The sequence below is a fragment of the Metabacillus litoralis genome, from assembly GCF_007994985.1.
In the GTDB taxonomy this organism is placed as follows: domain Bacteria; phylum Bacillota; class Bacilli; order Bacillales; family Bacillaceae; genus Metabacillus; species Metabacillus litoralis.
This window is the reverse complement of record NZ_VOQF01000001.1, coordinates 397,938-423,654: the sequence shown is the minus strand read 5'-3', so window position 1 is coordinate 423,654 and position 25,717 is coordinate 397,938. Positions and strand designations below refer to the sequence as shown.

General features: G+C 33.6%; 26 protein-coding genes. 22 read left to right on the top strand and 4 right to left on the bottom strand.

What is annotated here, in order from left to right; translation table 11 throughout:
* Positions 1-20 precede the first annotated feature (20 nt).
* The 6 genes from FS935_RS02240 (at position 21) to pepF (ending at position 7,440) form a co-directional block, all read left to right on the top strand.
* A complete protein-coding gene (locus tag FS935_RS02240) occupies positions 21-1,160 on the top strand; it encodes an acyl-CoA dehydrogenase (protein WP_146945892.1) in 1,140 nt (379 codons plus the stop codon).
* A gap of 26 nt (positions 1,161-1,186) precedes the next feature.
* Entirely contained in the window at positions 1,187-2,521 is a 1,335-nt protein-coding gene (locus tag FS935_RS02235; RefSeq protein WP_146945891.1) for an acetyl-CoA carboxylase biotin carboxylase subunit, read from the top strand.
* A 69-nt stretch (positions 2,522-2,590) separates the two neighbouring features.
* Positions 2,591-3,373, top strand: coding sequence for an enoyl-CoA hydratase (locus tag FS935_RS02230; RefSeq protein WP_146945890.1), 783 nt, complete (start codon positions 2,591-2,593; stop codon positions 3,371-3,373).
* Positions 3,374-4,106: 733 nt separating this feature from the next.
* Complete coding sequence (locus FS935_RS02225; RefSeq protein ID WP_146945889.1) at positions 4,107-4,928, top strand: alpha/beta fold hydrolase; 822 nt, start codon at positions 4,107-4,109, stop codon at positions 4,926-4,928.
* 178 nt (positions 4,929-5,106) lie between these two features.
* Positions 5,107-5,571, top strand: coding sequence for a DUF3052 domain-containing protein (locus tag FS935_RS02220; RefSeq protein ID WP_146945888.1), 465 nt, complete (start codon positions 5,107-5,109; stop codon positions 5,569-5,571).
* A gap of 81 nt (positions 5,572-5,652) precedes the next feature.
* Positions 5,653-7,440, top strand: a complete 1,788-nt coding sequence (gene pepF / locus FS935_RS02215) for an oligoendopeptidase F (protein ID WP_146945887.1) — start codon at positions 5,653-5,655, stop codon at positions 7,438-7,440.
* Between the two features lie 111 nt (positions 7,441-7,551).
* On the opposite strand, the gene FS935_RS02210 is transcribed toward pepF, so the two are convergent.
* The gene (locus tag FS935_RS02210; protein WP_146945886.1) at positions 7,552-8,406 is read right to left on the bottom strand and encodes a MurR/RpiR family transcriptional regulator; all 855 of its coding nucleotides are present in this window, start codon (positions 8,404-8,406) and stop codon (positions 7,552-7,554) included.
* A 152-nt stretch (positions 8,407-8,558) separates the two neighbouring features.
* On the opposite strand from FS935_RS02210, the gene gnd reads away from it, so the two are divergent.
* The 7 genes from gnd (at position 8,559) to FS935_RS02170 (ending at position 14,905) form a co-directional block, all read left to right on the top strand.
* Positions 8,559-9,455 (top strand): phosphogluconate dehydrogenase (NAD(+)-dependent, decarboxylating), encoded by an 897-nt coding sequence (gene gnd / locus FS935_RS02205; protein WP_146945885.1) that lies wholly within the window; start codon positions 8,559-8,561, stop codon positions 9,453-9,455.
* A 64-nt stretch (positions 9,456-9,519) separates the two neighbouring features.
* On the top strand, positions 9,520-10,863 hold the full coding sequence (locus tag FS935_RS02200; RefSeq protein ID WP_146945884.1) for a GntP family permease: 1,344 nt from the start codon (positions 9,520-9,522) through the stop codon (positions 10,861-10,863).
* A 101-nt stretch (positions 10,864-10,964) separates the two neighbouring features.
* Entirely contained in the window at positions 10,965-12,503 is a 1,539-nt protein-coding gene (gntK, locus tag FS935_RS02195; RefSeq protein ID WP_193559345.1) for a gluconokinase, read from the top strand.
* A gap of 530 nt (positions 12,504-13,033) precedes the next feature.
* On the top strand, positions 13,034-13,246 hold the full coding sequence (locus tag FS935_RS02190; RefSeq protein WP_146945882.1) for a hypothetical protein: 213 nt from the start codon (positions 13,034-13,036) through the stop codon (positions 13,244-13,246).
* A 197-nt stretch (positions 13,247-13,443) separates the two neighbouring features.
* A complete protein-coding gene (locus tag FS935_RS02185) occupies positions 13,444-13,857 on the top strand; it encodes a GNAT family N-acetyltransferase (RefSeq protein ID WP_146945881.1) in 414 nt (137 codons plus the stop codon).
* Positions 13,858-13,998: 141 nt separating this feature from the next.
* Positions 13,999-14,292, top strand: a complete 294-nt coding sequence (locus tag FS935_RS02180) for a DUF3892 domain-containing protein (RefSeq protein WP_146945880.1) — start codon at positions 13,999-14,001, stop codon at positions 14,290-14,292.
* A 496-nt stretch (positions 14,293-14,788) separates the two neighbouring features.
* Positions 14,789-14,905 carry a YjcZ family sporulation protein gene (locus FS935_RS02170; protein WP_146945878.1) on the top strand — a complete coding sequence of 39 codons (117 nt, stop codon included), beginning with the start codon at positions 14,789-14,791 and terminating at the stop codon, positions 14,903-14,905.
* A 47-nt stretch (positions 14,906-14,952) separates the two neighbouring features.
* On the opposite strand, the gene FS935_RS02165 is transcribed toward FS935_RS02170, so the two are convergent.
* Positions 14,953-15,405, bottom strand: a complete 453-nt coding sequence (locus tag FS935_RS02165) for a DUF2512 family protein (protein WP_146945877.1) — start codon at positions 15,403-15,405, stop codon at positions 14,953-14,955.
* 693 nt (positions 15,406-16,098) lie between these two features.
* Between FS935_RS02165 and FS935_RS02160 the strand changes: the two genes are divergently transcribed.
* From FS935_RS02160 to amyS, 3 genes are all read left to right on the top strand, one after another.
* A complete protein-coding gene (locus FS935_RS02160; RefSeq protein ID WP_158638509.1) occupies positions 16,099-16,356 on the top strand; it encodes a stage VI sporulation protein F in 258 nt (85 codons plus the stop codon).
* 198 nt (positions 16,357-16,554) lie between these two features.
* On the top strand, positions 16,555-16,704 hold the full coding sequence (locus tag FS935_RS23310) for a hypothetical protein (protein ID WP_158638508.1): 150 nt from the start codon (positions 16,555-16,557) through the stop codon (positions 16,702-16,704).
* A 496-nt stretch (positions 16,705-17,200) separates the two neighbouring features.
* Complete coding sequence (amyS, locus tag FS935_RS02155) at positions 17,201-18,739, top strand: alpha-amylase (RefSeq protein ID WP_146945875.1); 1,539 nt, start codon at positions 17,201-17,203, stop codon at positions 18,737-18,739.
* Positions 18,740-19,390: 651 nt separating this feature from the next.
* Here the strand turns inward: amyS and FS935_RS02145 are convergent.
* Positions 19,391-20,620 (bottom strand): ATP-binding protein, encoded by a 1,230-nt coding sequence (locus FS935_RS02145; protein ID WP_158638507.1) that lies wholly within the window; start codon positions 20,618-20,620, stop codon positions 19,391-19,393.
* A 248-nt stretch (positions 20,621-20,868) separates the two neighbouring features.
* On the opposite strand from FS935_RS02145, the gene FS935_RS02140 reads away from it, so the two are divergent.
* The 6 genes from FS935_RS02140 to FS935_RS02115 all read left to right on the top strand — a co-directional run bounded on the left by FS935_RS02140 (position 20,869) and on the right by FS935_RS02115 (position 25,248).
* Entirely contained in the window at positions 20,869-21,054 is a 186-nt protein-coding gene (locus FS935_RS02140; RefSeq protein ID WP_146945873.1) for a spore coat protein, read from the top strand.
* A gap of 12 nt (positions 21,055-21,066) precedes the next feature.
* A complete protein-coding gene (locus FS935_RS02135) occupies positions 21,067-21,321 on the top strand; it encodes a spore coat protein (RefSeq protein WP_146945872.1) in 255 nt (84 codons plus the stop codon).
* Positions 21,322-21,524: 203 nt separating this feature from the next.
* Positions 21,525-22,001, top strand: a complete 477-nt coding sequence (locus FS935_RS02130; protein WP_158638506.1) for a hypothetical protein — start codon at positions 21,525-21,527, stop codon at positions 21,999-22,001.
* A 165-nt stretch (positions 22,002-22,166) separates the two neighbouring features.
* The gene (locus FS935_RS02125) at positions 22,167-23,504 is read left to right on the top strand and encodes a phenylacetate--CoA ligase family protein (protein ID WP_146945870.1); all 1,338 of its coding nucleotides are present in this window, start codon (positions 22,167-22,169) and stop codon (positions 23,502-23,504) included.
* Positions 23,505-23,545: 41 nt separating this feature from the next.
* Positions 23,546-24,790 (top strand): phenylacetate--CoA ligase family protein, encoded by a 1,245-nt coding sequence (locus tag FS935_RS02120; protein WP_146945869.1) that lies wholly within the window; start codon positions 23,546-23,548, stop codon positions 24,788-24,790.
* Positions 24,791-24,951: 161 nt separating this feature from the next.
* Complete coding sequence (locus FS935_RS02115; RefSeq protein ID WP_146945868.1) at positions 24,952-25,248, top strand: 4a-hydroxytetrahydrobiopterin dehydratase; 297 nt, start codon at positions 24,952-24,954, stop codon at positions 25,246-25,248.
* A gap of 167 nt (positions 25,249-25,415) precedes the next feature.
* Here FS935_RS02115 and FS935_RS02110 read toward each other — a convergent pair whose 3' ends face one another.
* Positions 25,416-25,607 (bottom strand): alpha/beta-type small acid-soluble spore protein, encoded by a 192-nt coding sequence (locus FS935_RS02110; RefSeq protein WP_146945867.1) that lies wholly within the window; start codon positions 25,605-25,607, stop codon positions 25,416-25,418.
* Positions 25,608-25,717: the final 110 nt, after the last annotated feature.

Genomic DNA, 25,717 nt, shown 5'->3' with positions numbered 1-25,717 from the left:
AAGAGAAAGGGGAAAGTGAAATGGACTTTGAATTAACAAAAGAACAAAAGATGATTCGTAAGGTAATACATGAGTTTGCAGAAGCAAAGGTTGCACCAGGAGCTGATGAAAGAGATTCTTCTGCTGTTTTTCCTAAGGAGATTTTTGATCAGTTAGCAGATTTAGGAATGATGGGTTTACCTTTTTCAGAGCAATATGGTGGTGGTGAAGCAGACACGATTAGTTTTGCAATTGTTGTTGAAGAATTAAGTAGAGTTTGTGCATCAACAGGAATAACGTATTCAGCTCATATCTCTTTAGGAGCTGCACCAATAGATTTATTTGGAACAGATGAGCAAAAAGAATCTTACTTAACACCTCTATGCAAAGGTGAGTACTTAGGGGCATTTGGTTTAACAGAACCAAATGCTGGTTCTGATGCTGGTGGTACAGAAACAACAGCAATATTAGATGGTGATCAATGGGTGATTTCTGGTTCGAAATGCTACATCACAAATGCTAGTTATGCAAAAAATCTCGCGATTACTGCCGTTACTGATCGTTCAAAAGGTACTAATGGAATTAGTGCGTTTATTGTACCTACAAATTCTGAAGGCTTTACCATCCATGATCATTATCAGAAAATGGGTCTTAATGCTTCAAATACAACAGAACTAGTGTTAGAGAATGTGAGGATACCAAGAGAAAACTTACTTGGAATAGACGGGCATGGTTATAAACAATTTTTAGCCACTTTAGATGGTGGAAGAATAGGTATAGCAGCTATGGCTGTTGGCATTGCTCAAGGCGCATATGAAAAAGCTCTTCAATATGCAAAGGAAAGAAAACAATTTGGTCAAAGTATATCTAAGTTTCAAGCTATACAATTTAAACTTGCTGATATGAACATGAATATTGAATTAGCAAGATTGATGGTTTTTAAAGCTGCATGGTTAAAAGATCAAAAGAAAAGTTTTAAAAAAGAAGCAGCGATAGCAAAATTATTTGCTTCTGAGATGTGTATGAAGGTTTGTGATCAAGCGATTCAAATACATGGTGGATATGGATATATGAAAGAATACCAAGTTGAACGATTTTTTCGAGATGCAAAGCTTTTAGAAATTGGAGAGGGAACGTCAGAGGTGCAAAGAATGGTTATTGCAAGACAAATAGGTTGTTAATAAGTTGCAGATGGGGGTGAAGTCAATTGTTTGAAAAAATCCTTATTGCAAATCGTGGTGAGATTGCGATTAGAATCATGAGAACGTGTGAGAATTTAGGAATCTCAACTATTGTCATCTATTCAGAAGCTGATAAAGACTCTCTTCATGTTAAATTAGCTGATAAAGCTTATTTTATAGGGGGCCCACGTGTTGCAGATAGTTATCTAAATATGGAGAAAATTTTTGAGATTGCCCAAATTTGTGATGTAGATGCAATACATCCAGGATATGGATTACTTTCAGAAAATGCTGAGTTTGCAAGAAAATGTGAAGAAAAAGGATTTGTTTTTATCGGTCCATCACCAAATATTATATCTGCAATGGGGGATAAAATTAAGGCAAGATCAATGATGAAAAAAGCTGGAGTTCCTGTTGTACCTGGAATTTCTCATCCATTATTATCAGTTGAGGAAGCGATTATCGAAGCGGAGAAAATTGGTTATCCAATTATGTTAAAAGCTTCCTCAGGTGGTGGCGGGATTGGGATGCAGGTTGTAAGATCAAGAAACGAGATGCATAAGGCGTATGAAAGTAATCAAAAACGTGCAAAAAGTTTTTTTGGCCATAGTGAAATGTATCTTGAAAAATACCTTGAAAATCCTCGACATATTGAAATTCAACTATTAGCTGATCAAGAAGGCAATACCGTGTTTTTATGGGAACGGGAATGCTCTATTCAACGACGTCACCAAAAGATAGTTGAAGAAGCACCCTCTTCGTTTATAGATGAACAAACAAGATTACGTATGGGAGAAATAGCTGTTCTTGCTGCAAAAGAGATCGGCTACACAAATGCTGGAACAATTGAGTTTTTAGTAGATCAAGATAAGAATTTTTACTTTCTTGAAATGAACACAAGAATACAAGTGGAGCATCCTGTTACAGAAGAAATAACCGGTATTGATATAGTAGAGCAACAAATAAAGATTGCTCAAGGTCATACATTACCTTTTACACAGAAGCAAATTAATCGAAGTGGTCATGCTATTGAAGTGAGAATTTACGCGGAAGATCCAAAAACGCATTTTCCATCTCCAGGCACGATTACAAAGCTTTCATTGCCTCACGATGATGGTGTAAGACATGAAATAGGTGTTCATAGTAAGTCTACAGTTACTCACTTTTACGATCCAATGATAGCAAAGCTTATTGTTAAAGGGAAAAATCGGCAGCAAGCGATAGAAAGACTAGTAAAAACACTAGATTCTTATGAAATAGAAGGGATAAAAACCAATATTCCGATGTTGCAAAAAATTGTTACACATCAAGCATTTTTAAATGGCGATACAACAACAGAATTTGTGAAGAACTATTTATAACTTTCATTAACAAAAGTTGAGATTTGGTGAGTGAAATTCTTAATTTAATATTTGGTAGGGGGTTATTTATTGAAAGAAAATATACTAGTTTCAAACATAGAAAATGGTATTTTTTTCATCACCTTAAATCGTCCCGAAGCTGCAAACGCATTATCTATTCAATTACTAAATGAATTAAAGGATACTATTAATCAATGTAAAGCTGATCGTTCTATTCGCTGTATTATTTTATCAGGTTCTGGAGAAAGAGCCTTTTGTGCTGGAGCCGATTTAAAAGAACGGTCCTTAATGACAGACAATCAAGTTGGGGAAGCGGTAGCTTTAATTGGAGAATGTATTCATTCATTAGAAGAGCTACCACAGCCAGTTATAGCGGCAATCAATGGAGTAGCTTTAGGTGGTGGCTTGGAGATAGCGTTAGCTTGTGATCTTATAATAGCATCTGATACAGCAAAGATCGGCTTAACCGAAACTTCACTAGGAATTATTCCAGGTGCTGGAGGAACACAACGCTTACCTCGCTTAATCGGGCTGGCGAAGGCTAAGGAGCTGATTTATACTGCTAGAAAACTAGATGCGATGGAAGCATTTCAAATTGGTTTAATCCAGTATGTAACAAAAGCTGATTTATTAAAGGGAAAAGCAATAGAAATAGCGGAAAAAATTGCCCTAAATGCCCCTTTAGCGATACAGCAAGCGAAAAAATGCATGAATAAGGGAATAGATGTTGATCTAAAAACAGGACTTAAATTTGAGAGGTTAGCATATGAAACGATCATTCCTACAAAAGATCGACTTGAAGGATTACAGGCTTTCAAAGAAAAACGTTTACCTAGATTTATTGGACAATAAAGTACTTATTTTATAATTATTTATTAGTATAAAGCGAGAAAGAGGCTGGGACATAATAAAAGAAGTCCCACAAAAAGACGAATAAGTCTAAATTCAGTTAAGATGAAAAAACCAGTTCGTTCCATTGCGCTGCAGACACTCGCTTTCCCCGGGGAGGAAGCTAAGCCTCCTCAGCGCAAGCGCCTGCGGGGTCTTAGCCTTTCCTCTATTCCCGTAGGTGCCCTAGTGTCTTCCGCTCCATTCCACTAGTTCTTAAAAATAGTATGTAAAATCAAAAAAATCTATTGAAAGACAACAAATAAAAACCCGAACTATTAGGCGAATGATTAATTGAATATCACCTAATAATTCGGGTTTATAATTAGATAAATACTTATGTCCCAGCCTGGTTTTTATCATAATCAGAGACGAGATCCATCACTATGAAATGCATTATGGTATAATTTACCTTAAGGACAGAGTACTGAAAATCTATCTTGAGTTGTAATCTTAACAGAAAGTGGTGCATTTATGAAAAAGATTGCATTAAACGCACACAGACTGTCATTTATCATCATCACATTTTTATTAATAGAAAGTGTTTATTCGTTCATAAGCTTACAGAATACGTGGAATACTCTTTCTCTTATATTGGTGAGTGTATCTTGGCTTAGTTTTTTCTTACTTATGTGGATACAGCCTGAACATAAAGAGAAGTAGAAACAATATGATATGGTGAATAGGAGTACTATGTATGAATTGTTTAGTTACAAAAGGTAGGATCCACTATGCCATAGAAGGTACCGGTTTTCCTATAGTCATTATGCATTCAATGGGAACAGATCATCGATCAATGAAATCATGGCTAGAACCAATTTTTGAGAAGAACGAGGGTTTTCAACGGATTTATATTGACTTACCAGCTCATGGTCATAGTTTAGTTAATGAAGACTTCAAATCCTCAGATGATATGTTAAGTAATATCATAGAATTTATTGATAAAATACTACCTAATAAAATATTTTCTCTTATCGGTTTTTCATATGGAGGATATATGGCTCAAGGTGTTTTGCATCATAAACGTCATGAAGTGAAAAGTATATGTTTGTTGGCTACTGCACTTCATTTTGAGACAAGAAATCTACCAAATAAAATCATTATAACGAAAGATACTAAGTTATTAGATGAATTAGATGATGATAGTAAAAGAGCATTCGAAACTTTGATGATTTATCAAGATAGAGAAAAATATCATACCTTTTTAGATGAAATTCAACCTGGTCGATTATTAGCAAACAGAGATTTTTTATTATCTAAATGGCGGGAAAATGGGTATTTCTTTTCTGAAGAACCATTTGCAGGGATGGAAGAACTCTCACAGCCTGCTTCCATTATAGTAGGAAAGCAAGATGCTATTTGTGGATACAAAGATCATCTTATACTACTTGAAAAATTCCCCTATGCAACATATGCTGTTCTTGATCAAGCTGGACATATGCTTCATATTGATCAACGTGAAATCGTGCAAGGACTTATTAAAAATTGGTTAGGTCGAACATTTTCAGCTGTGAAATAAACGTATACGCATACATAGAAGCTATATCATGTTTATCTGAAACTAATAATGGTATTCTTTGGTGATTTATTTATTTAATTTTGTTAGATTTGAATAAGGGGGTTCATGTTGAGACGATGATAAAATGATCTTAGCAAAACTGATACATCGAAAATCGTAAACGTGGAGATGAAACATTATGGAATTAGAACAAAATGCAATAATAAAAAAATTACAATTTAAGGATAGGGGTCAACAAGTTTTAATTTTAAATTCTCCTCTGGAATTCGAGGGTATTATCAAAAGTTTCTCAGGGGAAGTACATAAAGAAGTCAAAAATGATCATGAATATGAGTTTATACAGGTTTTTGCAACAACTAACGAAGAACTAAAATCCTTGGCATTAAAAGCAGAGCATGTGTTAAAGGAGGATGGACTTTTCTGGCTGTGTTATCCTAAGAAAACATCCAAAACTTACAAAGGATCAAATTGTAGTCGTGAAACAGTTGGGGCAGCGCTTGCTGAAATAGGTTATGAACCAGTCCGACAAGTTGCGATTGATGAAGATTGGTCAGCTCTTCGGTTTCGTAAAGTTGAAAACATTAAAAAAATGATACGTAAATTTGCTGTTACAGAGCAAGGTAAACAACGAATCGACGAATAGTTGTTGGAATACATATAAGTGATAAATCTAAACATCTTAATATATCAGTGCAAATTCTTAATTACTAAAAGGAGCGATGGTATGAGTTCATATGGTTCTAGAAATGAAGTGCCTTTACAAGAAAAATGGAATTTATCAGACTTATATTCTGATCTTACGCTATGGAAAGAAGATTGTTCGGTTATTGAGAAAACTGTAGATGAATTAGCGGAATATGAAGAACAGATAATCAATGGTTTTTCCCTGTATAGTTTTTTAAAGAAAAAAGAGGAGCTTTCCTTTTTATTTAATAAGGTTTATGCATTTGCGATGCTTAAGGTGGACGAAGACACACGAGAAACAAAGTCACAATCACTTCTAGATACAGCAAAACAATTGAGTGTAAAGGCTAGCGCTGCCACATCCTTTTTTATGCCTTTTTTATTAAGTTTAGATGAAAGTAAATTAAAAACGTACATAGCAGAAGAGCCAAAGCTTTCATATTTTGAACAAGATTTATTTGATTCTTTCCGTTATAAGAAACATATATTAAACAAAGATCAGGAACAAATCCTATCTCAATTAGGAGAAGCTCTTTCTGTTCCTAGTCATACTTTTGGTATGATCAATAACGCAGATATAAAATTTGGAGATGTGACAAATGAAGAAGGGGAACAAATAGAACTAACTAGAGGTATGTATGCAAAATTAATTGAAGATGAAAACCGTGATAAGCGGAGAGAAGCATATAAAGCGTATTACAAGCCTTATGTACAATTGAAAAATTCAATTGCTTCAACATTATCAGCTGCTATTAAAAATAATGTAACACTTGCCAAACTTCGAAAATATCCATCTGCATTGGAGAAGTCCTTATTTGGAGATTTAGTGCCAAAAGAAGTTTATCAAAATTTAATATCTACAACAAAGGATAACATTGATTCTCTCCATCAATATACAAAAATTCGTAAGGAGAAATTAGCTGTTGATGAGCTTAGGCAGTATGATTTGAGTGTTCCATTAGTTAGTGGTGTGAAACAGGTAATTTCATATGAAGCTGCTTATGACATTATGTGTAAAGCTCTAGCGCCTTTAGGAGAAGAGTATGTAAAAACATTAAAAGAATTCAAAGAATCACGATATATTGATGTAAGGGAAACACCAGGAAAACGTTCTGGTGCATATAATCTTGGTGTTTATGGTGTCCACCCGTTTATCTTACTCAATCATCAAGATGATTTGGATAGCTTATTTACGCTTGTTCATGAATGTGGTCATGGTGTTCATAGTAAATTAAGCTCACTTCATCAGCCGCAAATTACAGCTAGATATAGTATCTTTGTTGCAGAAGTTGCCTCAACAGTAAATGAGGTACTATTAATAAATTATCTACTAGCAAATGAAGAAGATAGTGAAGTTAAGAAACATTTAGTGAATCATTTTATTGATCAATTCAAAGGCACATTTTTTACACAAGTAATGTTTGCAGAATTTGAAATGAAAACACATGAAATGGCAGAGAAAGGATTACCACTAAATGTAGATGTTTTCAATGAAACCTATGAATCTTTATTTAGGGAATATAATGGACCTGATGTAGTATTTGATGATGAAGTGAAATTTGGTTGGACACGAATTCCACATTTTTATCGACCATTTTATGTGTACAAATATGCCACTGGTTTTGCTTCAGCTATTCATATTGCCACAAAGATTCTTGAGGGAGATCAAGAACTATTATCTGATTATTTATCGTTTTTAAGTAGTGGTAGCTCTGATTATCCTCTTGAATTATTAAAGAAAACTGGTGTCGATTTAACAACACCAGATCCAATTGGAAATTCATTGGAAAAATTTAAAGAGCTGGTAGAAGAGTTTTCTCAGTTATAATAACTAAAATAAAACCAAGAAATGCAGAGATGTGTTGTGAATATACATCTCTGTTTTTCTTGGTTTTTTACTTAGTTTCAGTGTCTAACCACTAAACGATTTACGCATTTCTTAAATCCGTTTTACAAGAATGGCTTCTCGCATTTTCTTTAACGCGTCTTTTCCTTCATTGCCTCGCTTTATTAATATATTGACATAAAGAACATCAATAAGTGTTAACTGAGCAATTCGTGATGAAAGTGCTTCAGATCTATATTCTGTTTCTTCTGATACTGTGTAAAGAGGTATATCAACACCACCACTCAGAGGGGACTTAGCATGGTTTGTAATGGCAATCATCTTCGCACCAGTTGCTTTCACAACATTTAAAATATGCAGGATATCTTTTGATGATCCAGAATGTGAAATAAACACGGCACAATCTTTTTCCGTCATTTGTGATGCAGCCATAAGCTGGAAATGTGTATCGATCACTGCATGCACCTTTAGTCCTGTACGAACTAATTTATGATAGGCATCAAGTGCGATGATACTAGAACCACCACTTCCGAAAAATTCTACAGACTCTGCATTTATTATCGTATCAACAGCAAGTTGCAGCTGATCTTCATTGACAATTGTTAACGTATCTTCAATCGTTTTTATATTAGATCGAAATACTTTTGATGCGATTGTATCAACGGAATCTCCTTCATTAACCTTCTCGTGTATATCTTGCAAAGGAGAAACAATTTCTGATGCAAGGGCAATTTTCATTGCTTGATATCCTTTGTAACCAATTCTTTTACAAAATCTAAACACAGTTGAGTCAGCTACTTCTAGATCTTCTGCTAATTGATTTATTGAGGAATGAATAATTTTATTTGGGTTTTTTAATATATAATCAGCGATTTTCCTTTCGGTAACACTGAACTTTGGATAAAGCTTTCGAACAGTGATTAAACAAGTGTCTTGTGTCTTTTTCATCCTGCTTCCCTCCTAACAGGGCTTTTTTTTCTATTATACTAAATTAATCAGAAAGAAAAAATATTTTTCTGGAATCGCTTGCAAAAAGAAATTTTTTTCTTATAATAAAGTTATCAAGAAAATTTATTTCACAAAAGTAAGGATGATAAACGATGCAAATAGGCATGATCGGGTTAGGTAAGATGGGATTTCAGCTTTCACTTAATCTTGTAGATAAAAATTATGATGTTGTTGCTTTTGATGTAAACAAAGATTCAATGAAAAAAATTTCTTCATTGGATGTTAAAACAGCTGATTCACTTGAAGAGCTAGTTAATCAATTAGAAAAGCCTCGTACAGTTTGGATGATGGTACCAGCAGGTGACGCTACAGAAGCAGTATTTGATAAGTTAGTAGATTTATTAGAAGAAGGAGATCGAATCATCGACGGTGGCAATGCACATTACAAAGATTCAATTAGAAGAAATGAAAAATCAGAAATAAAAGGAATCTACTTTTTTGATTGTGGAACAAGTGGTGGTGTTGAAGGAGCACGAAATGGCGCATGCACAATGGTAGGTGGTAATGAAGAGATTTTTCGTCAAATTGAACCAATATTTCAAGATATCACAGTTGAAAACGGTTACCTTTACTCAGGAAAAGCTGGAAGCGGACACTTTTTGAAAATGGTTCACAATGGAATCGAATATGGCATGATGCAAGCAATTGCTGAAGGGTTTGACTTGCTCGACAAAAGCCCATTTGATTTTGATTATGAAAAGGTTGCTAGAGTTTGGAACAATGGATCTGTTGTTCGTTCATGGTTAATGGAACTAACTGAAAATGCTTTTTCTAAGGACAAAAATTTAGAAGGAATAAAAGGTGTTATGCATTCTTCAGGAGAAGGAAAGTGGACAGTTGAAACTGCGCTAGATCTTCAAGCTGCAGCTCCTGTTATTACACTTGCATTAATGATGCGTTATCGATCTTTAGAGGATGATACGTTCACTGGTAAGGTCGTAGCAGCTCTTAGAAATGAGTTTGGTGGACATGCAGTAGAGAAAAAATAAACAAATATTTATTTAAAGTGAATTTGAGGAAAGAATAAACAAATAAAAAGGGGAGTGGATCATTATGTCAGATCAAATGTTAATTCTTGTTGCTTTAGCCGGTATTTTTCTTTTATTATTTTTAGTTATTCGAACAAAATTACATGCATTCGTAGCTTTATTACTAGTAAGTTTAATTGTAGGTATCTTAGCAGGAATGCCATTAAATGATGTTGTTACATCGATGCAAAATGGTATGGGAGGTACCCTCGGGTTTGTTGCAGTTGTTGTTGGTTTAGGTGCAATGTTTGGACAAATGCTAGAAGTATCCGGAGGTGCTGAGCGTTTAGCACAAACACTTGTTAAAAAATTTGGTGAAGATAAATCACAATGGGCATTAGGACTTACAGGATTTCTTGTAGCAATTCCAGTATTTTTTGATGTAGGATTTATTATTTTAGTTCCAATCGTTTACGGATTAGCAAAGAAAACAGGAAAATCACTTTTATATTATGGTATTCCATTGCTAGCAGGTTTAGCTGTAACACATAGCTTTATTCCTCCTACACCAGGTCCAATTGCTGTAGCAGATTTAATTGGTGCAGAATTAGGATGGGTTATTTTATTCGGTACATTAGCTGGTATTCCAGCTATGATTGTTGCAGGACCGATTTTTGCTAAATATATTTCAAAAAAAATTCATGTGGTTGTACCTGATTATATGAATTTAGAAGAAATTGAATATGATAAAGATTTACCTAGCTTCAAATTGATTGCTTCTTTAATAATGATACCTTTAGTTTTGATTTTACTGAATACGGTTTCAGGTGTATTATTAGAAGAGGGAAATACAGTACGTCAAATTTTAACATTCCTTGGTCATCCTTTTGTGGCGTTAACTATCGCAACAATCTTAACTTTTGTATTACTTGGTACACGAAGAGGTTATTCTCGTCAAGAAGTTCAAGATATTGCAACAAAAGCACTTGAACCAGCAGGGATTATTATCTTAGTAACGGGTGCTGGTGGTGTATTTAAACAAGTACTAATTGATTCAGGTGTTGGTCAAGTACTTGGAGATATGATGGCAGGATCTAATTTACCACCAATTTTATTAGCCTTTTTAATAGCAGCAATAGTACGTGTAGCACAAGGTTCAGCAACAGTTTCAATGGTAACAGCAGCTGGGTTAATGGCACCACTTATTTCGATATTAGGTCTTGAAGGACCAGTTCTAGGATTGATCGTTATTGCCATTGCATCAGGTGCAACTGTTTTATCACATGTAAATGACTCTGGTTTCTGGTTAGTAGGACGTTATTTTGGCTTAAGTGTAAAAGATACACTAAAAACATGGACTGTGATGGAAACAATAATTGGTTTAGTTGGAGTTAGTGTGGCACTTATTTTAGGAGTGTTTATTGGTTAAAGAAAGTATATATTTGTGATAAAAGAAACGCTTAAGTAGTAATAAATAAGCAGAGATAGGGATAACCAAAGTGGTTTTCCCTTTTCTTACATTACAGGAGGATTGTTATGGGTAGTTTTATGATGGGTGTAGATATTGGAACAACAAGTACAAAGGCAGTACTTTTTGATAAGGAAGGAACAGCAATTAGTCGCTTTGGTGTTGAGTATCCGTTGCACACACCTACACCTTCAACAGCTGAACAAGATCCAGAGGAAATTTTTCAAGCTGTGTTAACTAGCATGAAAAAATGTTTAGAAGAAGCAAAGGTAACAGGCAAAGAAGTTCGTTTTGTGTCTTTTAGTTCTGCTATGCACAGTTTAATTGTTGTTGATGGAGACGGAAATCCATTAACTCCTTCGATCACATGGGCGGATAATCGAAGTGCCAAATATGCAGATATTGTAAAAGAAATACATAATGGACATGAAATTTATCTGCGAACTGGTACACCGATTCATCCGATGTCACCTTTAGTAAAGCTTGTGTGGTTAAACAAAGAACATCACGAATTTTTCCAACCAGAAAATAAATTTATTTCAATTAAAGAGTATGTTTTTTTCCGTCTGTTTGGTCAATATGTGATAGACTATTCTATTGCTTCGGCTACTGGATTATTTAATTTAGAAAATTTGGACTGGGATGCAAAAGCACTTCAAGTTGCTGGAGTGAAAAAGGAGCAATTATCAAAGCCTGTTAGTACAACTGAAAGTATAAAGGGTTTAGCTCCTGAATATACAAAGCTATTAGGTCTTTCAAGTGACACTCCGTTTGTGGTGGGTGCAAGTGATGGGGTATTATCAAACCTTGGTGTTAATGCAATTGAGCCAGGTGTTGTAGCAGTAACAATCGGCACAAGTGGGGCTATTAGAGCTGTTACAGATAAACCAGTTACTGATCCTAAAGGGCGGATTTTTTGTTATGCTTTAACAGACAAGCTTTGGGTTATTGGTGGTCCAGTAAATAATGGGGGTATGATCTTCCGTTGGGTGCGTGATGAACTTGCAAGTGCTGAGGTTGAAACAGCAAAGAGATTAGGAAAAGATGCTTATGAGGTTTTAACTGAAATTGCAGCTACAGTTCCTCCAGGTTCTAATGGACTACTTTTTCATCCTTACATGGCAGGAGAAAGAGCACCTTTGTGGGATGCCAACGCACGAGGATCTTTCTTTGGTTTAGGTATGCATCATAAAAAAGAGCATATGATTCGTGCAGTGCTTGAAGGAATCATGATGAATTTATATAGTGTACTTCTTGCTTTAGAGGAGTTAATAGGTACACCAACCTCTGTTCAGGCAACAGGAGGTTTTGCAAGATCAGTGTTTTGGAGACAAATGCTCGCAGATGTTTTTGATCAAGAAGTTACCATTCCTGAGAGCTTTGAAAGCTCTTGTTTAGGGGCGATTGTTCTTGGAATGTATGGTCTAGGTGAAATTGATTCCTTGAATGAAGTGAATAAAATGGTAGGATCTATTCATTCACATCAACCAAATAAAGAAGCAACAGCTGCTTATCGTGAGCTTATGCCAATTTTTATTCGAGTACCAAGATTATTAGAAAAAGAATATGAGGCAATTAGTCAATATCAAAAAAATAGATAAATGAAAAGAGAATGGGATATAAATTTTTAAGCTAATGAAAAACCCGTATTATTACGTGATATGTCAATTAAACATTCGCCTAATAGTTCGGGTTTTTATTTGCAGTCTTCAATGTTTTTTGATTTTGCATACTATTTTTAAGAACTAGTGTAATGGAGTGGAAGACATTTGACTCCTGCGGGTGCAGAGGAAAGGCTGAGACCCCACAGGCGCTTGCGCCGAGGAGGCTTAGCTTCCTCCCCGCGGAAAGCAAATGTCTGCAGCGCAATGGAACGAACTTGTTTCTTTCACCTTAACTGAATTTAGGTTTATTCATCTTTTTGAATGATTTCTTTAATTATGTCCCAGCCTCTTTTCATGGTAGCATTAATAAAAAATTTTCCTGAGTTTATTTTCACACTATTTATTGATATAACAAGCATTATGGAGGAAATCATTACGCTAGGGTTCATAAAATAAACAAAAAGCCCATACCCATTTACTCCTTTTTGAATAATATGTAACGATTTTAAGGGAAAAGGAGAGGTAAAATGTCTAAGAATGAGAAAGAAAAGGTAATTAAAGTAGATACGTTAGTTATTCATGCAAAAGAAGTAAAAATAGTAAACGAACGAGAAGAAGTAAAAGAAGAAAGTTATGAAAGAAGAGATCCTTGGGGATTATTTTGGGGTAGACGTCCTGTAGAAGAAATTGATGACGAGAAAGTGATTGTTGAAGCAGATGTTGAGGAATATAAAGATTAATTCTGTAAGAAGACGGGGTCTCTCGTCTTTTTTTATGTTGTCAAAACTTTTTACCCAACAAAAACAATAGTGATATTGTTAGACATAACATTTTAATAAACAATCAGTAAAATTAGAGTTGAATTTTTATTCATTATAATGTATAAATATATATAGGATATAGATACATAATGAATCTTTTTTAGTAGGTGAGTAAAATGAACTATACTTTTTCAGAAAAACTTCCTTCCTTTGAACAATTTGTTGAACTGCATGAAGCTAGCGGATTAATAAAAAGTAAAAAAGGTAAATATACGAGAAAACAATTATATCAAGCAGCAGAGAATAGCTGGTATCATGTATCGATTTATGATGGAGCAAAGCTTATTGCATTTGGTCGAATGATATCTGATGGTGTTTATCAATCTTTAATTTGTGATGTTATGGTAAACCCAAATTACCAAAAGCAAGGGCTAGGTAAACAAATTATTGAAGAATTAGTAGATAAGTGTAAAGAAAGTGGTATTCAATCCATACAACTGTTTTCTGCAAAAGGTAAACAACTATTTTATAAAAAATTAGGCTTTGAGGAAAGAGAACAAGATGCACCTGCTATGACACTTTATATATGAAATCTCAGTTATGTGGATGCTGAGATTTTTTTGTATTTATTAATATAGTTTTTTCAAGAAAATCTTGTAGGAAATCATGGATACTTAAGTATCAAGTATAAAATAGTAAACAAAGGACATAAGAAGAATGAGGTGATTAAAATGGATCGATTTGAAGAAGCATTTCAGCAATACCAAAATCAAGAAAAATCAAATTTACAAGATACTAATCAGGCAGGAGAACAAATCATAGCTGTAAGGAAAAATGATGAAGGTGATTTAATTGCCTTTAAAACGGATTCAGGAAGAGAGCTTGATTATATTGAAGCTCTAACTGAGGCAAAAGCAGGGCATTTAGCTCATGTTGATGTATTTCATAAATATGGTCGCGATATATTACGAAGTGAACCAGATGGGATAAAAGAAAATAATCTTGATTCATTACCTGAATTTTAAAAAGCGCAAATTGCGCTTTTTTTGGTATGTAAGTTTGAAGAAGTTGCCTACAGCTCTAAATCTTTATTACGATATAACATCAGTTTGCTACACTTACCCCTTTATCCCAGTTTTACTCGTCTGAGTTGGAATGGTGTTGATTAAATCGCTTCTGCTTTTTTTGAGTAAGGCTCTGTTAAACTTTGTTGTTGATTTCCGTTACAGGCATTCGCTTTCCCGGGAAAAAATGCAGTTCGTTTTTTCCTAGGTCCGGGAGCCTCCTCGTAAGCTGCGCGCCTGTGGGGTCTCCCTTTGACACGCTTCTCCCGCAGGAGTCTCATATATTCAACTCCAATCAACAATATGCTAAAAATCAACATTAACCTTTAACATAGCCTTGAGTAATGAAGATATTTGCACTAATTTTAAAAATTTCTAAATTAATTACTCAATGTCCATTCCGAATTATTTGTTATAACATATGATAAAGTATTCCGGTGAAAAGGTGGTGTAGTATATGAGCGCAGGTTACGCAGGTGGAGGAAGTGGTTTCGCCTTAATCGTTGTACTTTTCATTCTTTTAATCATTGTTGGTGCAGCATATGTTGGTGGCGGAGTTGGATACGGCTACTAAAATTAATTAAAAATAAACGCAGGGCAGAGAAGCTACATCTGTCCTGCTTATTTTTGTTTCCTTTTTCTAACAATTCTACTTTTAGTTGGTGTAATTTCTTCAGATGCTTCAGTTTGGTATCTTAATGGAATATCTCTTTGTCGTTTTTCCGCATTTTGAACGTTTCTCACCTTTAAATATCTATGGAAAAAACTTTCGAAAACTGCAACACTTATTGATGTTAAGACAGAGGCAAAAAAGACATTAGTAACGTATAATGTTAAGTTTGCTAGGTAAAACCAAGTTACTAACATAGCCAGGGAAAAATCTGATATTGTTGCTGTTATGTTGCTAGTTCTTGGTAACAGTAGTAAATCACCTAGAACAAATGAAGTAAAAGATAAGATAATCGAAATAGCTAATACATGCTCAAATGAGTAATTAAATATAACACCAAGTATTAGCAATGATACAGCAAAAATAGCAATTATCTTAATAATGAAAGCTTTGAAAATGTTCATTTAAAAGCTCCTTTCTTTATATTATTATTTGTTTTTATTCAGTTTGTTATGTGAAAATATTCAATCGGTAATTATTGGTTCTATTGGCTGTAAACCTATTTGGCATAGAATACCTTTTAATTCATAATTTGTTATTATATTGCGTTAAATACAGATGATTTTGGTATCTCTACAAGTAAAGTACTCTTTTCAGTACAATTTTAAGTAAGTATATAGTTTTAATTCGTGAGAAAGAAATCGAATAAAGAATTATGTAAGTGGAACCCTATTTCAGGATCCCACCTTAATAGTATTTTTCTAATTAAAAACGTCGAAATATGCCCCGACGTAATCTATAACCTCTACGAAATCTATAACCTGGGCCGAATCCACGTCTTAAGCCGAATCGTCTGCGACCAAAAGCTGGTCCAAAGAATGGCAAGCTTTTCACTCCTCTCAATGGATAATAATCTAAAAATTAATTTTCTTTAGTAGAAGAAAAAATTCTATAAAAAGAAATAGTATGAATTTTTTACTAACAAATCTTCATAACATAATCTATTCTTATAGAACATTTTTGATTGGGTTTTGATAGTTTAATTTATGTGTGTATAGTGGATTTTTTAAATAGGTAGTGATAGTTGAGGATACATTGCTATTCAAAACACCATATGATGTTTATTGATCGAAGCTTATATGGAAGGAGGAAATGGAATGGACCCAAAACTATTAAGTAAGCTTGAAAAGAAAACAGGTTTAACAATGAGTGATGTTATGCATGTTATAAACTCAATTGAAAAATCTAAAATTAAAGATGAAGAAGCTGTACGAAATATTGTTAGTAAATTATCTGTATTTTCTAAAGGCCCTGTTAATGAAGAAATGAAAGAAAGTATTGTTCACACGGTATTAAATAACAAAGTTCCCAAGGAGCTTTCGAAGTTTTTAAATAAGATGAATCTTGGATCATGAAAATAAGATGACACTGTTTTTACCAATGCTATTTACAATATGATATTAAATAAATGTTGAAGACTAGTTTAATACTTAGACAGTCTTCTTCTTTTTGTAGACGTAACTAAAATATTTTTGAAAATAGTTATCACACATTTTCTTATTATACATAAATTAAACCTTGTGTGAGATTGTTTTAGAAAGGAAGTGAGAAAAATGAGAGAAATTAGCGTTAAATCTGCAACAGATAAGAAAATCAGTCAGATTATTATGGGCTCAAAAGTTATAGAGTACAATGTTTCTGATTGTACAGAAAATTTATATGCTGTTGTTACTCCTGTGAAGAACAGTGAATTTAGAATCTAATATCCCATAATACCATCCTTTTTTCTTATACATAGAGGATGGTTTATAAATTCTCCGAATAGAGTTCCTTTCCTAATAAAATTGAGCAAGTGAAAAGTGAATACTACAAAAAACACAGTCTTTGTAATGTTTTACCTTGACTGTTTTTCTTTTGAAATTTTTTTATAAAATTTAGCTGAAGAGTTTTTTTATCCCAATAATTATTAAATAATAACTTAGTAAAAACAACCGTATTTTATCCTAAGGTTTGAATTCGCTTTATATTAAAATCCTATTTCATTAGAACTAATAAATAAATAGATGTATAGGATAATGTATCTGTTTATGTTAAATTCGGAATATTTTGACATTGTTCATGATATACTCATTTGTGAAAACGCTTGCATTTAAAACTTAATTCAGTAGGGAGGGAGAACGTCGGAAACCATTCTTTATGTCATCTATTTATGAAAGCGTTTGCTCTTGCGAGTATCATATTTAAGTAGGGGGAATTCTTTTGAATGTATTAAAACGATTGCTTATCGTAATTATTGGTGTGGGTTTGTTTGCAACTTCCATTGGTACCTCAAGCGCAAATGCATACACAAACGGAACAATGATGCAATACTTTGAGTGGTATTTACCAAATGATGGTGGTCATTGGAATAAACTTAATAATGATACAACACATTTAAAGGATATTGGTATTACAGCTGTTTGGATTCCTCCAGCATATAAAGGCACATCACAAAATGATGTAGGATATGGTGCTTATGATTTATATGATTTAGGTGAGTTTAACCAAAAGGGAACAATAAGAACAAAATATGGAACAAAGCAACAGTTGAAAAATGCCATTTCTAGTTTACATTCAAAAGGAATCCAGGTTTACGGAGATGTTGTGATGAATCATAAAGGTGGAGCAGACTACTCACAGTTTGTTAATGCTGTTGAGGTCGCTTCAAATAATAGAAACTATGAAACAACAGGACAATATCAAATACAAGCATGGACTGGATTTAATTTTGCAGGTAGGAATAATGCACACTCAAGTTTTAAATGGCAATGGTATCATTTTGATGGAGTTGATTGGGATCAATCACGAAGCAAAAGCAGCATATATAAATTCCGTGGGACAGGAAAGAATTGGGATTGGGAAGTTTCTTCAGAAAATGGAAATTATGATTATCTCATGTATGCTGATGTAGATTTTGATCATCCAGATGTACAGATGGAAATGAAAAATTGGGGAGAATGGTATGCAAATGAGCTTAAATTAGATGGTTTTCGATTGGATGCTGTTAAGCATATAAAACACTCTTATTTAGGAGAGTGGATTTCAAGTGTGAGACAAAGCACAGGTAAAGAAATGTTCACAGTTGCTGAATATTGGCAAAATGATTTAGGTGCTATTGAAAATTATTTGTCCAAATCTGGTAATAATCATTCTGCATTTGATGTGCCATTACACTATAATTTTCAAAAAGCTTCTAATAGTAGTGGAAATTACGATATGCGAAATATACTTAATGGGACATTAGTTGCTTCACAACCTTCAAAAGCGGTAACAATTGTTGAAAATCATGATTCGCAACCGGGTCAGGCTTTAGAATCAACTGTTCAAAGCTGGTTTAAACCACTAGCATATGCGTTTATTTTGACTAGATCCCAAGGCTATCCAACACTTTTTTATGGTGACTACTATGGAACTAGAGGATCAACATCTTATGAAATACCTGCCCTTGGTAATAAGTTAGATCCACTTTTAAAGGCAAGAAAGACATATGCTTATGGAACACAACATGATTATATAAATCATCATGATATCGTTGGCTGGACAAGAGAAGGAGATGCTTCACATACAAATTCAGGTTTAGCGACTTTAATAAGTGATGGACCTGGTGGTAGTAAATGGATGTATGTTGGCAAACAAAATGCGGGAGAAACTTGGTCTGATATAACAGGTAATCTATCTAGTAATGTAAGGATAAATAATGATGGTTGGGGAAATTTTTCAGTAAATGGAGGCTCTGTTTCTGTATATAGGCAGCAATAACGGGTTAAGTGGAGTGGGTACGATAGCTGGAACAATGATTGGTGCATTAATGATTGGTGTTCTAAATAACGGTCTAGGTTTATCATCTTACTGGCAACAAATTTTAAAAGTGCAATCATTGTAACACCAGTTTTAATTAATGCTAGAAAAAATAGAAAAGTTAATAACACAATAGTAAATCTAACTATTTCTGTTAAAAAATCAGATCTAGATTGTGGTGTTAATAAAAAAACAGGTGATGTTTCAAAAAACACCTATCAAGCTCTACAAATTTAATCAATTTTTTATGGAGCCGAGACTCTTTATCAAGGGAATCGGTTTTTTTTAAGCTATTTTCGCAAACTTTGTTGCTTATAAATACCTGAAGAAATCATCATTGTATTAAGTCTAGTGGCATCTTTTCTTCATAAAATAGTAGCCTTATGTGCGAAAATACACTATTTATACTGCATATTTTGGTATTTTGGTTACATAGCAACAATCTTTCAGAAAAGAGCCTTTATATAAGTAGTGTGTGTATATATTTCATTACATTTTAAACATGTTAATTCATAGAGATTGAGCTACAGATAAATCTTTAACTCATTTATTTTTCCAACTAATCATAAAGAGAATTGGATGATTTATCTTTAATTGTGGTGCTTTGACTTCTTATTTAGGTATGGCAATTGGAAATCTAAGTGATATTTTAGTACCATAACCTACTTTACTTTGAATTGAGATTGTACCTTTCATAGCTTTAACAATACTAAATACAACCATCATTCCTAAACCGGTGCCTTTTTCTTTTGTTGAAAAATAGGGCTCTCCAATTCGATTAATTTGTTCTTCAGTCATTCCAACTCCTGTATCAGAAATTTGGATTAACACATGATGCTGAAATATTGATGTATAGATTGATAAAACTCCACCATTTGGCATAGCTTCAATACAATTTTTGGTGATATTTAAGAGACATTGATGAAATTGTTGCTTATTTCCTTGGATAATACAAGATGCAAATTCTGTATCGAGGCTGACAGAATTCATGTTAGCATATGTTAAAATAATATCCTCAATCTGATTTAATTGGACCTCAATGTCAAGTAGTTCCCAATTTGTTGGAGCAGGCTTTGCAAACGTTAAATAGTCGTTAATGATATTTGATGCAGTGTCTAATTCATCAATAGCTAGTTTAATGTAGCTCTTTCTTTTCTCTTGAGGAAGCTCGTCATCCTCTAACACAAGTTGAAGAAAACCCCTTGTTACAGTAAGGGGATTTCGCACTTCATGAGATACACTGGCAGCCAGTTGGCTAACGATTTCTGATTTCTCGGATTTAGCGATCTGTTGTCTTAATAGAATTGTCCCCCTTATAGATTCCATTATATATCCTATAACAAACATAGATAACGCTGGGAAATTTAAATATAAGAGAGTATGAACTATGCTAGTTTCTTCATTTTGCCTCCATAAAAACATTATGACTGTGAAAATAAAGGCAATGCATGTCATGATGGTAAGTTTTTCAGATAATTTTGAGTCTATAAACTTCTTGGAGATAAGTCCACATGCTAACCCAAGTATGACGAAAATGATCATTATCGTTCCAATAGAGCCAGTGAATCCATAGATGAAAATTGTAAATAAGACGATAAATGAAAATAATATAGCTGCTACAAATATCCCACCATATAGTCCACCTATAATAAATGGAATAAATTTTAAATCATGTAAAAATGATTCATGAAAACGAAATATTATACAAAGGCCAATCGTAATTGAGAAAACGACAGAGATGATCATTTTGCTTTGATAATGACCTGTTTTCTCTGCCCATATATGGTGTACAAAAATACCGACTAAAATAAATAGTAAATTTAGAATTAATTCATATAACATATATTCAACCTGACTTTCATTGAGAAATATATTAGTTAGGTATCTATAAATAGTTGTTTGGAGGTTCAGTAGCTTTACACAATATAAAACCATTTATGGTTAATGAAATATAATTCGACACAAAATCTAAAAATCCTTTCTATTTACAAATACTTAACAAAAAACAAATAGAATACCGTCATAAGAAAAGGATAAAAAATTACAGTTGAACAAATAGTATTGTTTGTATAAGAAAGGAGGGAATTCTATTGGCAAATTTAAACGAACTAGAACTACAAAACCTTCGTCATTTAATAGGAGGACATGAAACATGTGCAACTAAATTAGATACATTTGCACAGCAATGTACAGATCCACAAATTAAATCTATGTTACAAAACCATGCAAATAGTGCAAGACAAACGAAACAACAACTAATGACATATTTAGGATAGGAGGTTTTTTGGATGTTAACAGAAAAAGATATGGTGTCAGATTATTTATCAGATTTGAACTCTAGCTTAGCTACATATGCTCAAATTATCTCACAATGTGATAATCAGGCATTAAGAAATACACTTATTCAAATCCGCAACGCTGACGAACAAAAGCAATGGGAGCTTTATCAAGCAGCTCTTTTGCATAATTACTATACACCAGCTTCTCAAGCAGAAGAACAAGATATTCAACAAGTGAAACAACAATTTTCACAACGTAGCTAAAAAAATCCCCTCCGAAATTTTGGAGGGGATTTTTTGATAGGATGATGACTTAATTTTTATAAAAAGTGTTGAATTATCCAAGCCGAGTTCAATTGAACACATATATATACCAGTGTGTGGCTTACAAGGAGGTGAACGGGATAGATTGTAAATATATAAATAAAGACCAAAGCATGGAATTTGATTATCATGTGGATCGGTTATTGGAATCTAATGAGAAAACGACAGATATGCTAGAGGAATTACTAGGGAATCCGCTATCAATTAAAGTTTTATGTCAGAGATACGAAATTGATAAAGAGATAGAAGATATCACTTTGTACAGAGAAAGTGTCATGATTGATCCTCAAAAAAATCTAATTGTATCACAAAATTTTGTCCGTCTTTTTCCTAAGTATATTCCAAGATCTTTTTATTACAACATGATATGGAAAAGGAAGGGTATAGGTCATTATTTAAATCAACTAAACATCAAAACTAGTCGATTGATCACAAGCTGTGGGTTTACAAAAGATGCTGAGATGACAAATCATTTTCAAAAATCAGTTCGTATACTGTTTCATTCAAAAAATCTCCCTATCCCTTTTAAGAAATATGATATTTATTTTGATAATTTTGCAGTACCAGGATTCAGTATTATTGAGTATTTTAATCCCGAAATATTTAGCGGAAAGAATTGATTTTAAAGTGAAGTAGTTTTATAGTCTATTAGGCTTTTTACTAGATTTTCATGATCTCTATCACTTTTTACTCTATTATCACATATTTTATCTAAAAGTTAGTTATTTTTGCTTATCTAGTGTGCTTATTTTGAAATTAAGAGAATATCAGGAGGAAGAAAAAGTATGACATCTAAATTTGAAGAAAAGATTAGCAAGTTAAAAAAGCCAATGCCAATTTCAAGATATTTCGCCTCTAATTCACTCCATCCAGATTCTATGACACCAGAGAAGGTTAGACAATATCAGTTAGATTCATTAAAGGAAATATTAAAACGTGCTTATACAAATAATGAAATGTACCGGGCAAAAATGGATGAAGCAGAATTAACACCTAATACTTTCAAAACATTAGAAGATATTCAAAACATGCCCTTTTTAACAAAGGAAGATCTTCGAGGAAATCCCTATGTTTTATTAACATGTGAAAAAGAAGAAATTGCACTGGTTCAGGTATCTACTGGCACAACTGGCGGAGAAGAAATTTATATGCTTTACACGTGGAATGATTACTATTTACATGATTTAGCTCCAAGATATCCTAAGCTTTTTCCAATAGATCCCCCAGATGTTTGTTTAAATGGCTTACCTTATGAAATGAGTGCTGCTGGGTTAGCTTTTCATAAAACATTTATGGAAGGTTGTAATGCAACGGTTATTCCTGCTGGTAAAGGTGGGGCATATTCAACACCGGAAAAAACACTAAAAATGATTAGAGACTTACAACCTAATGTTATCATTACAAGTCCATCATGGGCAATCATGCTTGCTGAAGAAGCAGAAAAACAGAATTTCGATTTTAAAAGCTTAAATTTAAAATATGTTTATTTAACAGGTGAAGGGTGCTCACCGGCTTTTCGTAGAAGAGTTGAAAAGATATTCGGTGCTACTGCAAACTTTTTCTATGGTTCATTAGAATGTGGTGTACTTGGAATCGAATGTGATGATCATAGTGGTTACCATCTTACTGAAGCACATGTTTATATGGAGATTATTGATCCGAACACAGGTGAAGTACTAGAGCCAGGTGAAATTGGCGAAATAGTCATTACTAGTATGCTACGTTATGATGCTCCAATTATTCGCTTTCGAACAGGTGACTTAGGCTATATTGAAACAGAACAATGTGAATGTGGTGTAACATTACCTAAATTCCATTTAAGAGGTAGAGTACGGGATCAAATTAAGTATAATGGAACATCGTTTTCTCCTTTTTATCTTGAAGAATTTTTGATGAGTCAGCCAGAAGTAGGAAACTGGTATGAGTTCGTTATTGATCCAGAGGAAGATAACGAAGAAATTCATGTTCGATGTGAATTAGCTAGTGATGTTGAGCCATCTGAAGAGCTAGCTGATTCTCTAGCTAGTAAGATGGAATATTCAACTGGTATTCCTTTCACATTTGAATTTATGGAAAAATTACCACGTCCACAAGGTAAGACAATTCGCGTTGTTTATGAATAAGTATTAACAAAGCTCTAAGTTTAAATAAAAGGGTGTTTGTAATGGCAGAACAAGAACTTATTATGAAACTACAAGAGGCGATTGAACACGCAAAAACATCCACATTTTATCATAACCACCTATTACAGAAACGGATAGAGAAGTTAGAGGATTTTAAAGAGATTCCTTTTTTAACAAAAAATGATTTGCGGAATCATTCTCCTTTTGGCCTCTTAGCTGCAGCAAAGGAAGAGATTGTTCAATATCATGAATCATCAGGTACGACGGGCAACCCTATATCTATATGGTTTTCTGAAGGAGATTTAAATCGTATTGTTAATCGAACAAATGAAACAGCTGTATTATTTTCAAGGTACGATACAATGATTGTGAGATTTCCTTATGCTATGTCAATTATTGCTCATACGATGCATGAAACAGGAAAAAGCAATAAAACATGTATTATCCCGGCAGATAGTAGAACAAGTATAACGCCGATGTCTCGTGTTATTGAATTATTAATAAAATGTGAAACAACAATCCTTGCCTGTATGTCACTTCATGCTATCATGCTTGCAGAGGTTGCAGTTTCTCAAGGTTTAGATCCTAAAGTGAGTTTTCCTAACCTTCGAGCTATCTGTACAGCAGGTGAGCCAATAACCTCTTTTAGAAGAAATTTAATAGAGGAACTATGGGGTGTACCGGTTTTTGACAACTATGGTATGACTGAAACAGGTACGATTATGGTCGATTGTGAATATCATCATCTTCACCCTGCACATGAAGATTTTTATATAGAGGTGTTGAACGAGGATTTAACAACATCAACAAAGCCAGGTGAAATTGGAAATTTAGTGATCACAACATTAAATAAACCTGCTACACCAATGATCAGATATCTTACTGGTGATACTGTAAGGGTTTCTGAAGATCTATGTAGATGTGGTAAATCAATATACGAGATTCATGGAAGAAAAGAGCTCCAATGGAGGGTGAAAAATCGCCAATTTGATATATGGGATTTAGAAGAAATAATCTCACCGCTTTCTAGTCGTAAATTCTGGGCTGCTAGAGCTCGTGATCATGTTTTGTATATTGTAATAGAAAGAGAGAGTACAACTGATAAAGTAGCTTGTGAATATTTAGATTTTCTTCAAGATCAATATGGTGTAGAAATTAAGATTTATTATATTCAGAAAGGTGCACTTTATGATCGTCAGGAACCTTTGTCATTTGGTATGAAAGGGAAACCAAATTATATGTTAACTGAACTAGAGCTTGATTATATTCTTAATAGTTTAGACTAAAAGTTACAGCCTCTGGATACGATTAGGTTCAGAGGTTTTTTTTTATGATAAAATTGGTTGTAATAGTTGACATAATCAAAAAAGGGAAAACAATAAAGCTGTTGTATTTATTATACAAGAACTGATGGTTGAACAATCTATCTTAGGAGATGATGTATTTTATGCAAAAATTATCAGATATACAAATTGATGAACTCTTGAAGTTAATAGAGGGGTGGAAGCTCGCTAATGATAAGTGGCTGGAGAAGAAATATCGATTTCAGGATTATTTAATAGGAGTAGAATTTGTACAGAAAATAGCAAATCTTTCTGAAGAACTAAACCACCATCCATTTATATCAATTGACTATAAACTTGTCACCATTAGATTATTTTCGTGGAGAGCAAAAGGGATAACGGAACTCGATTTTGAATTAGTTAAAAAATATGATGAAGTTTACAAAGAACTGATGCCTTAAAATTGTTGTAGTATTCTACAGAAAATATGCACGACAAAGTCAGTATCGGGTCTGTTGTTCAGTAATAACTCGGAATTTAAGTTGATTAATATTATTTTAAAAAAATGCTTTAAAAAACTAAACCGAAAGAAAAACCAGGAGCTTTATTTAGCTTCCTGGTTTTTCATTTATTGCTTCTGATTCTGCAGCTGGCTTTCACCTAACGCAACTAAGCGTTTGGTCATTTCTCCACCAACAGATCCATTAGCGCGAGCTGTCGTATCGGCACCTAGTTCAACTCCTAATTCATTCGCAATTTCCTCTTTCATGGAATTTAGAGCATTTTCTGCACCAGGCACTAACAATTTTTGTCTTGCCATCGTACAACACCCCTTTTGAATGATTTTTTAGGAACTGTGAGCACCGATGAGATGCTCATGATTTAGAATGCCCAACAGTTAGTTTTTTATAAATCCTAATTTTTACGTGT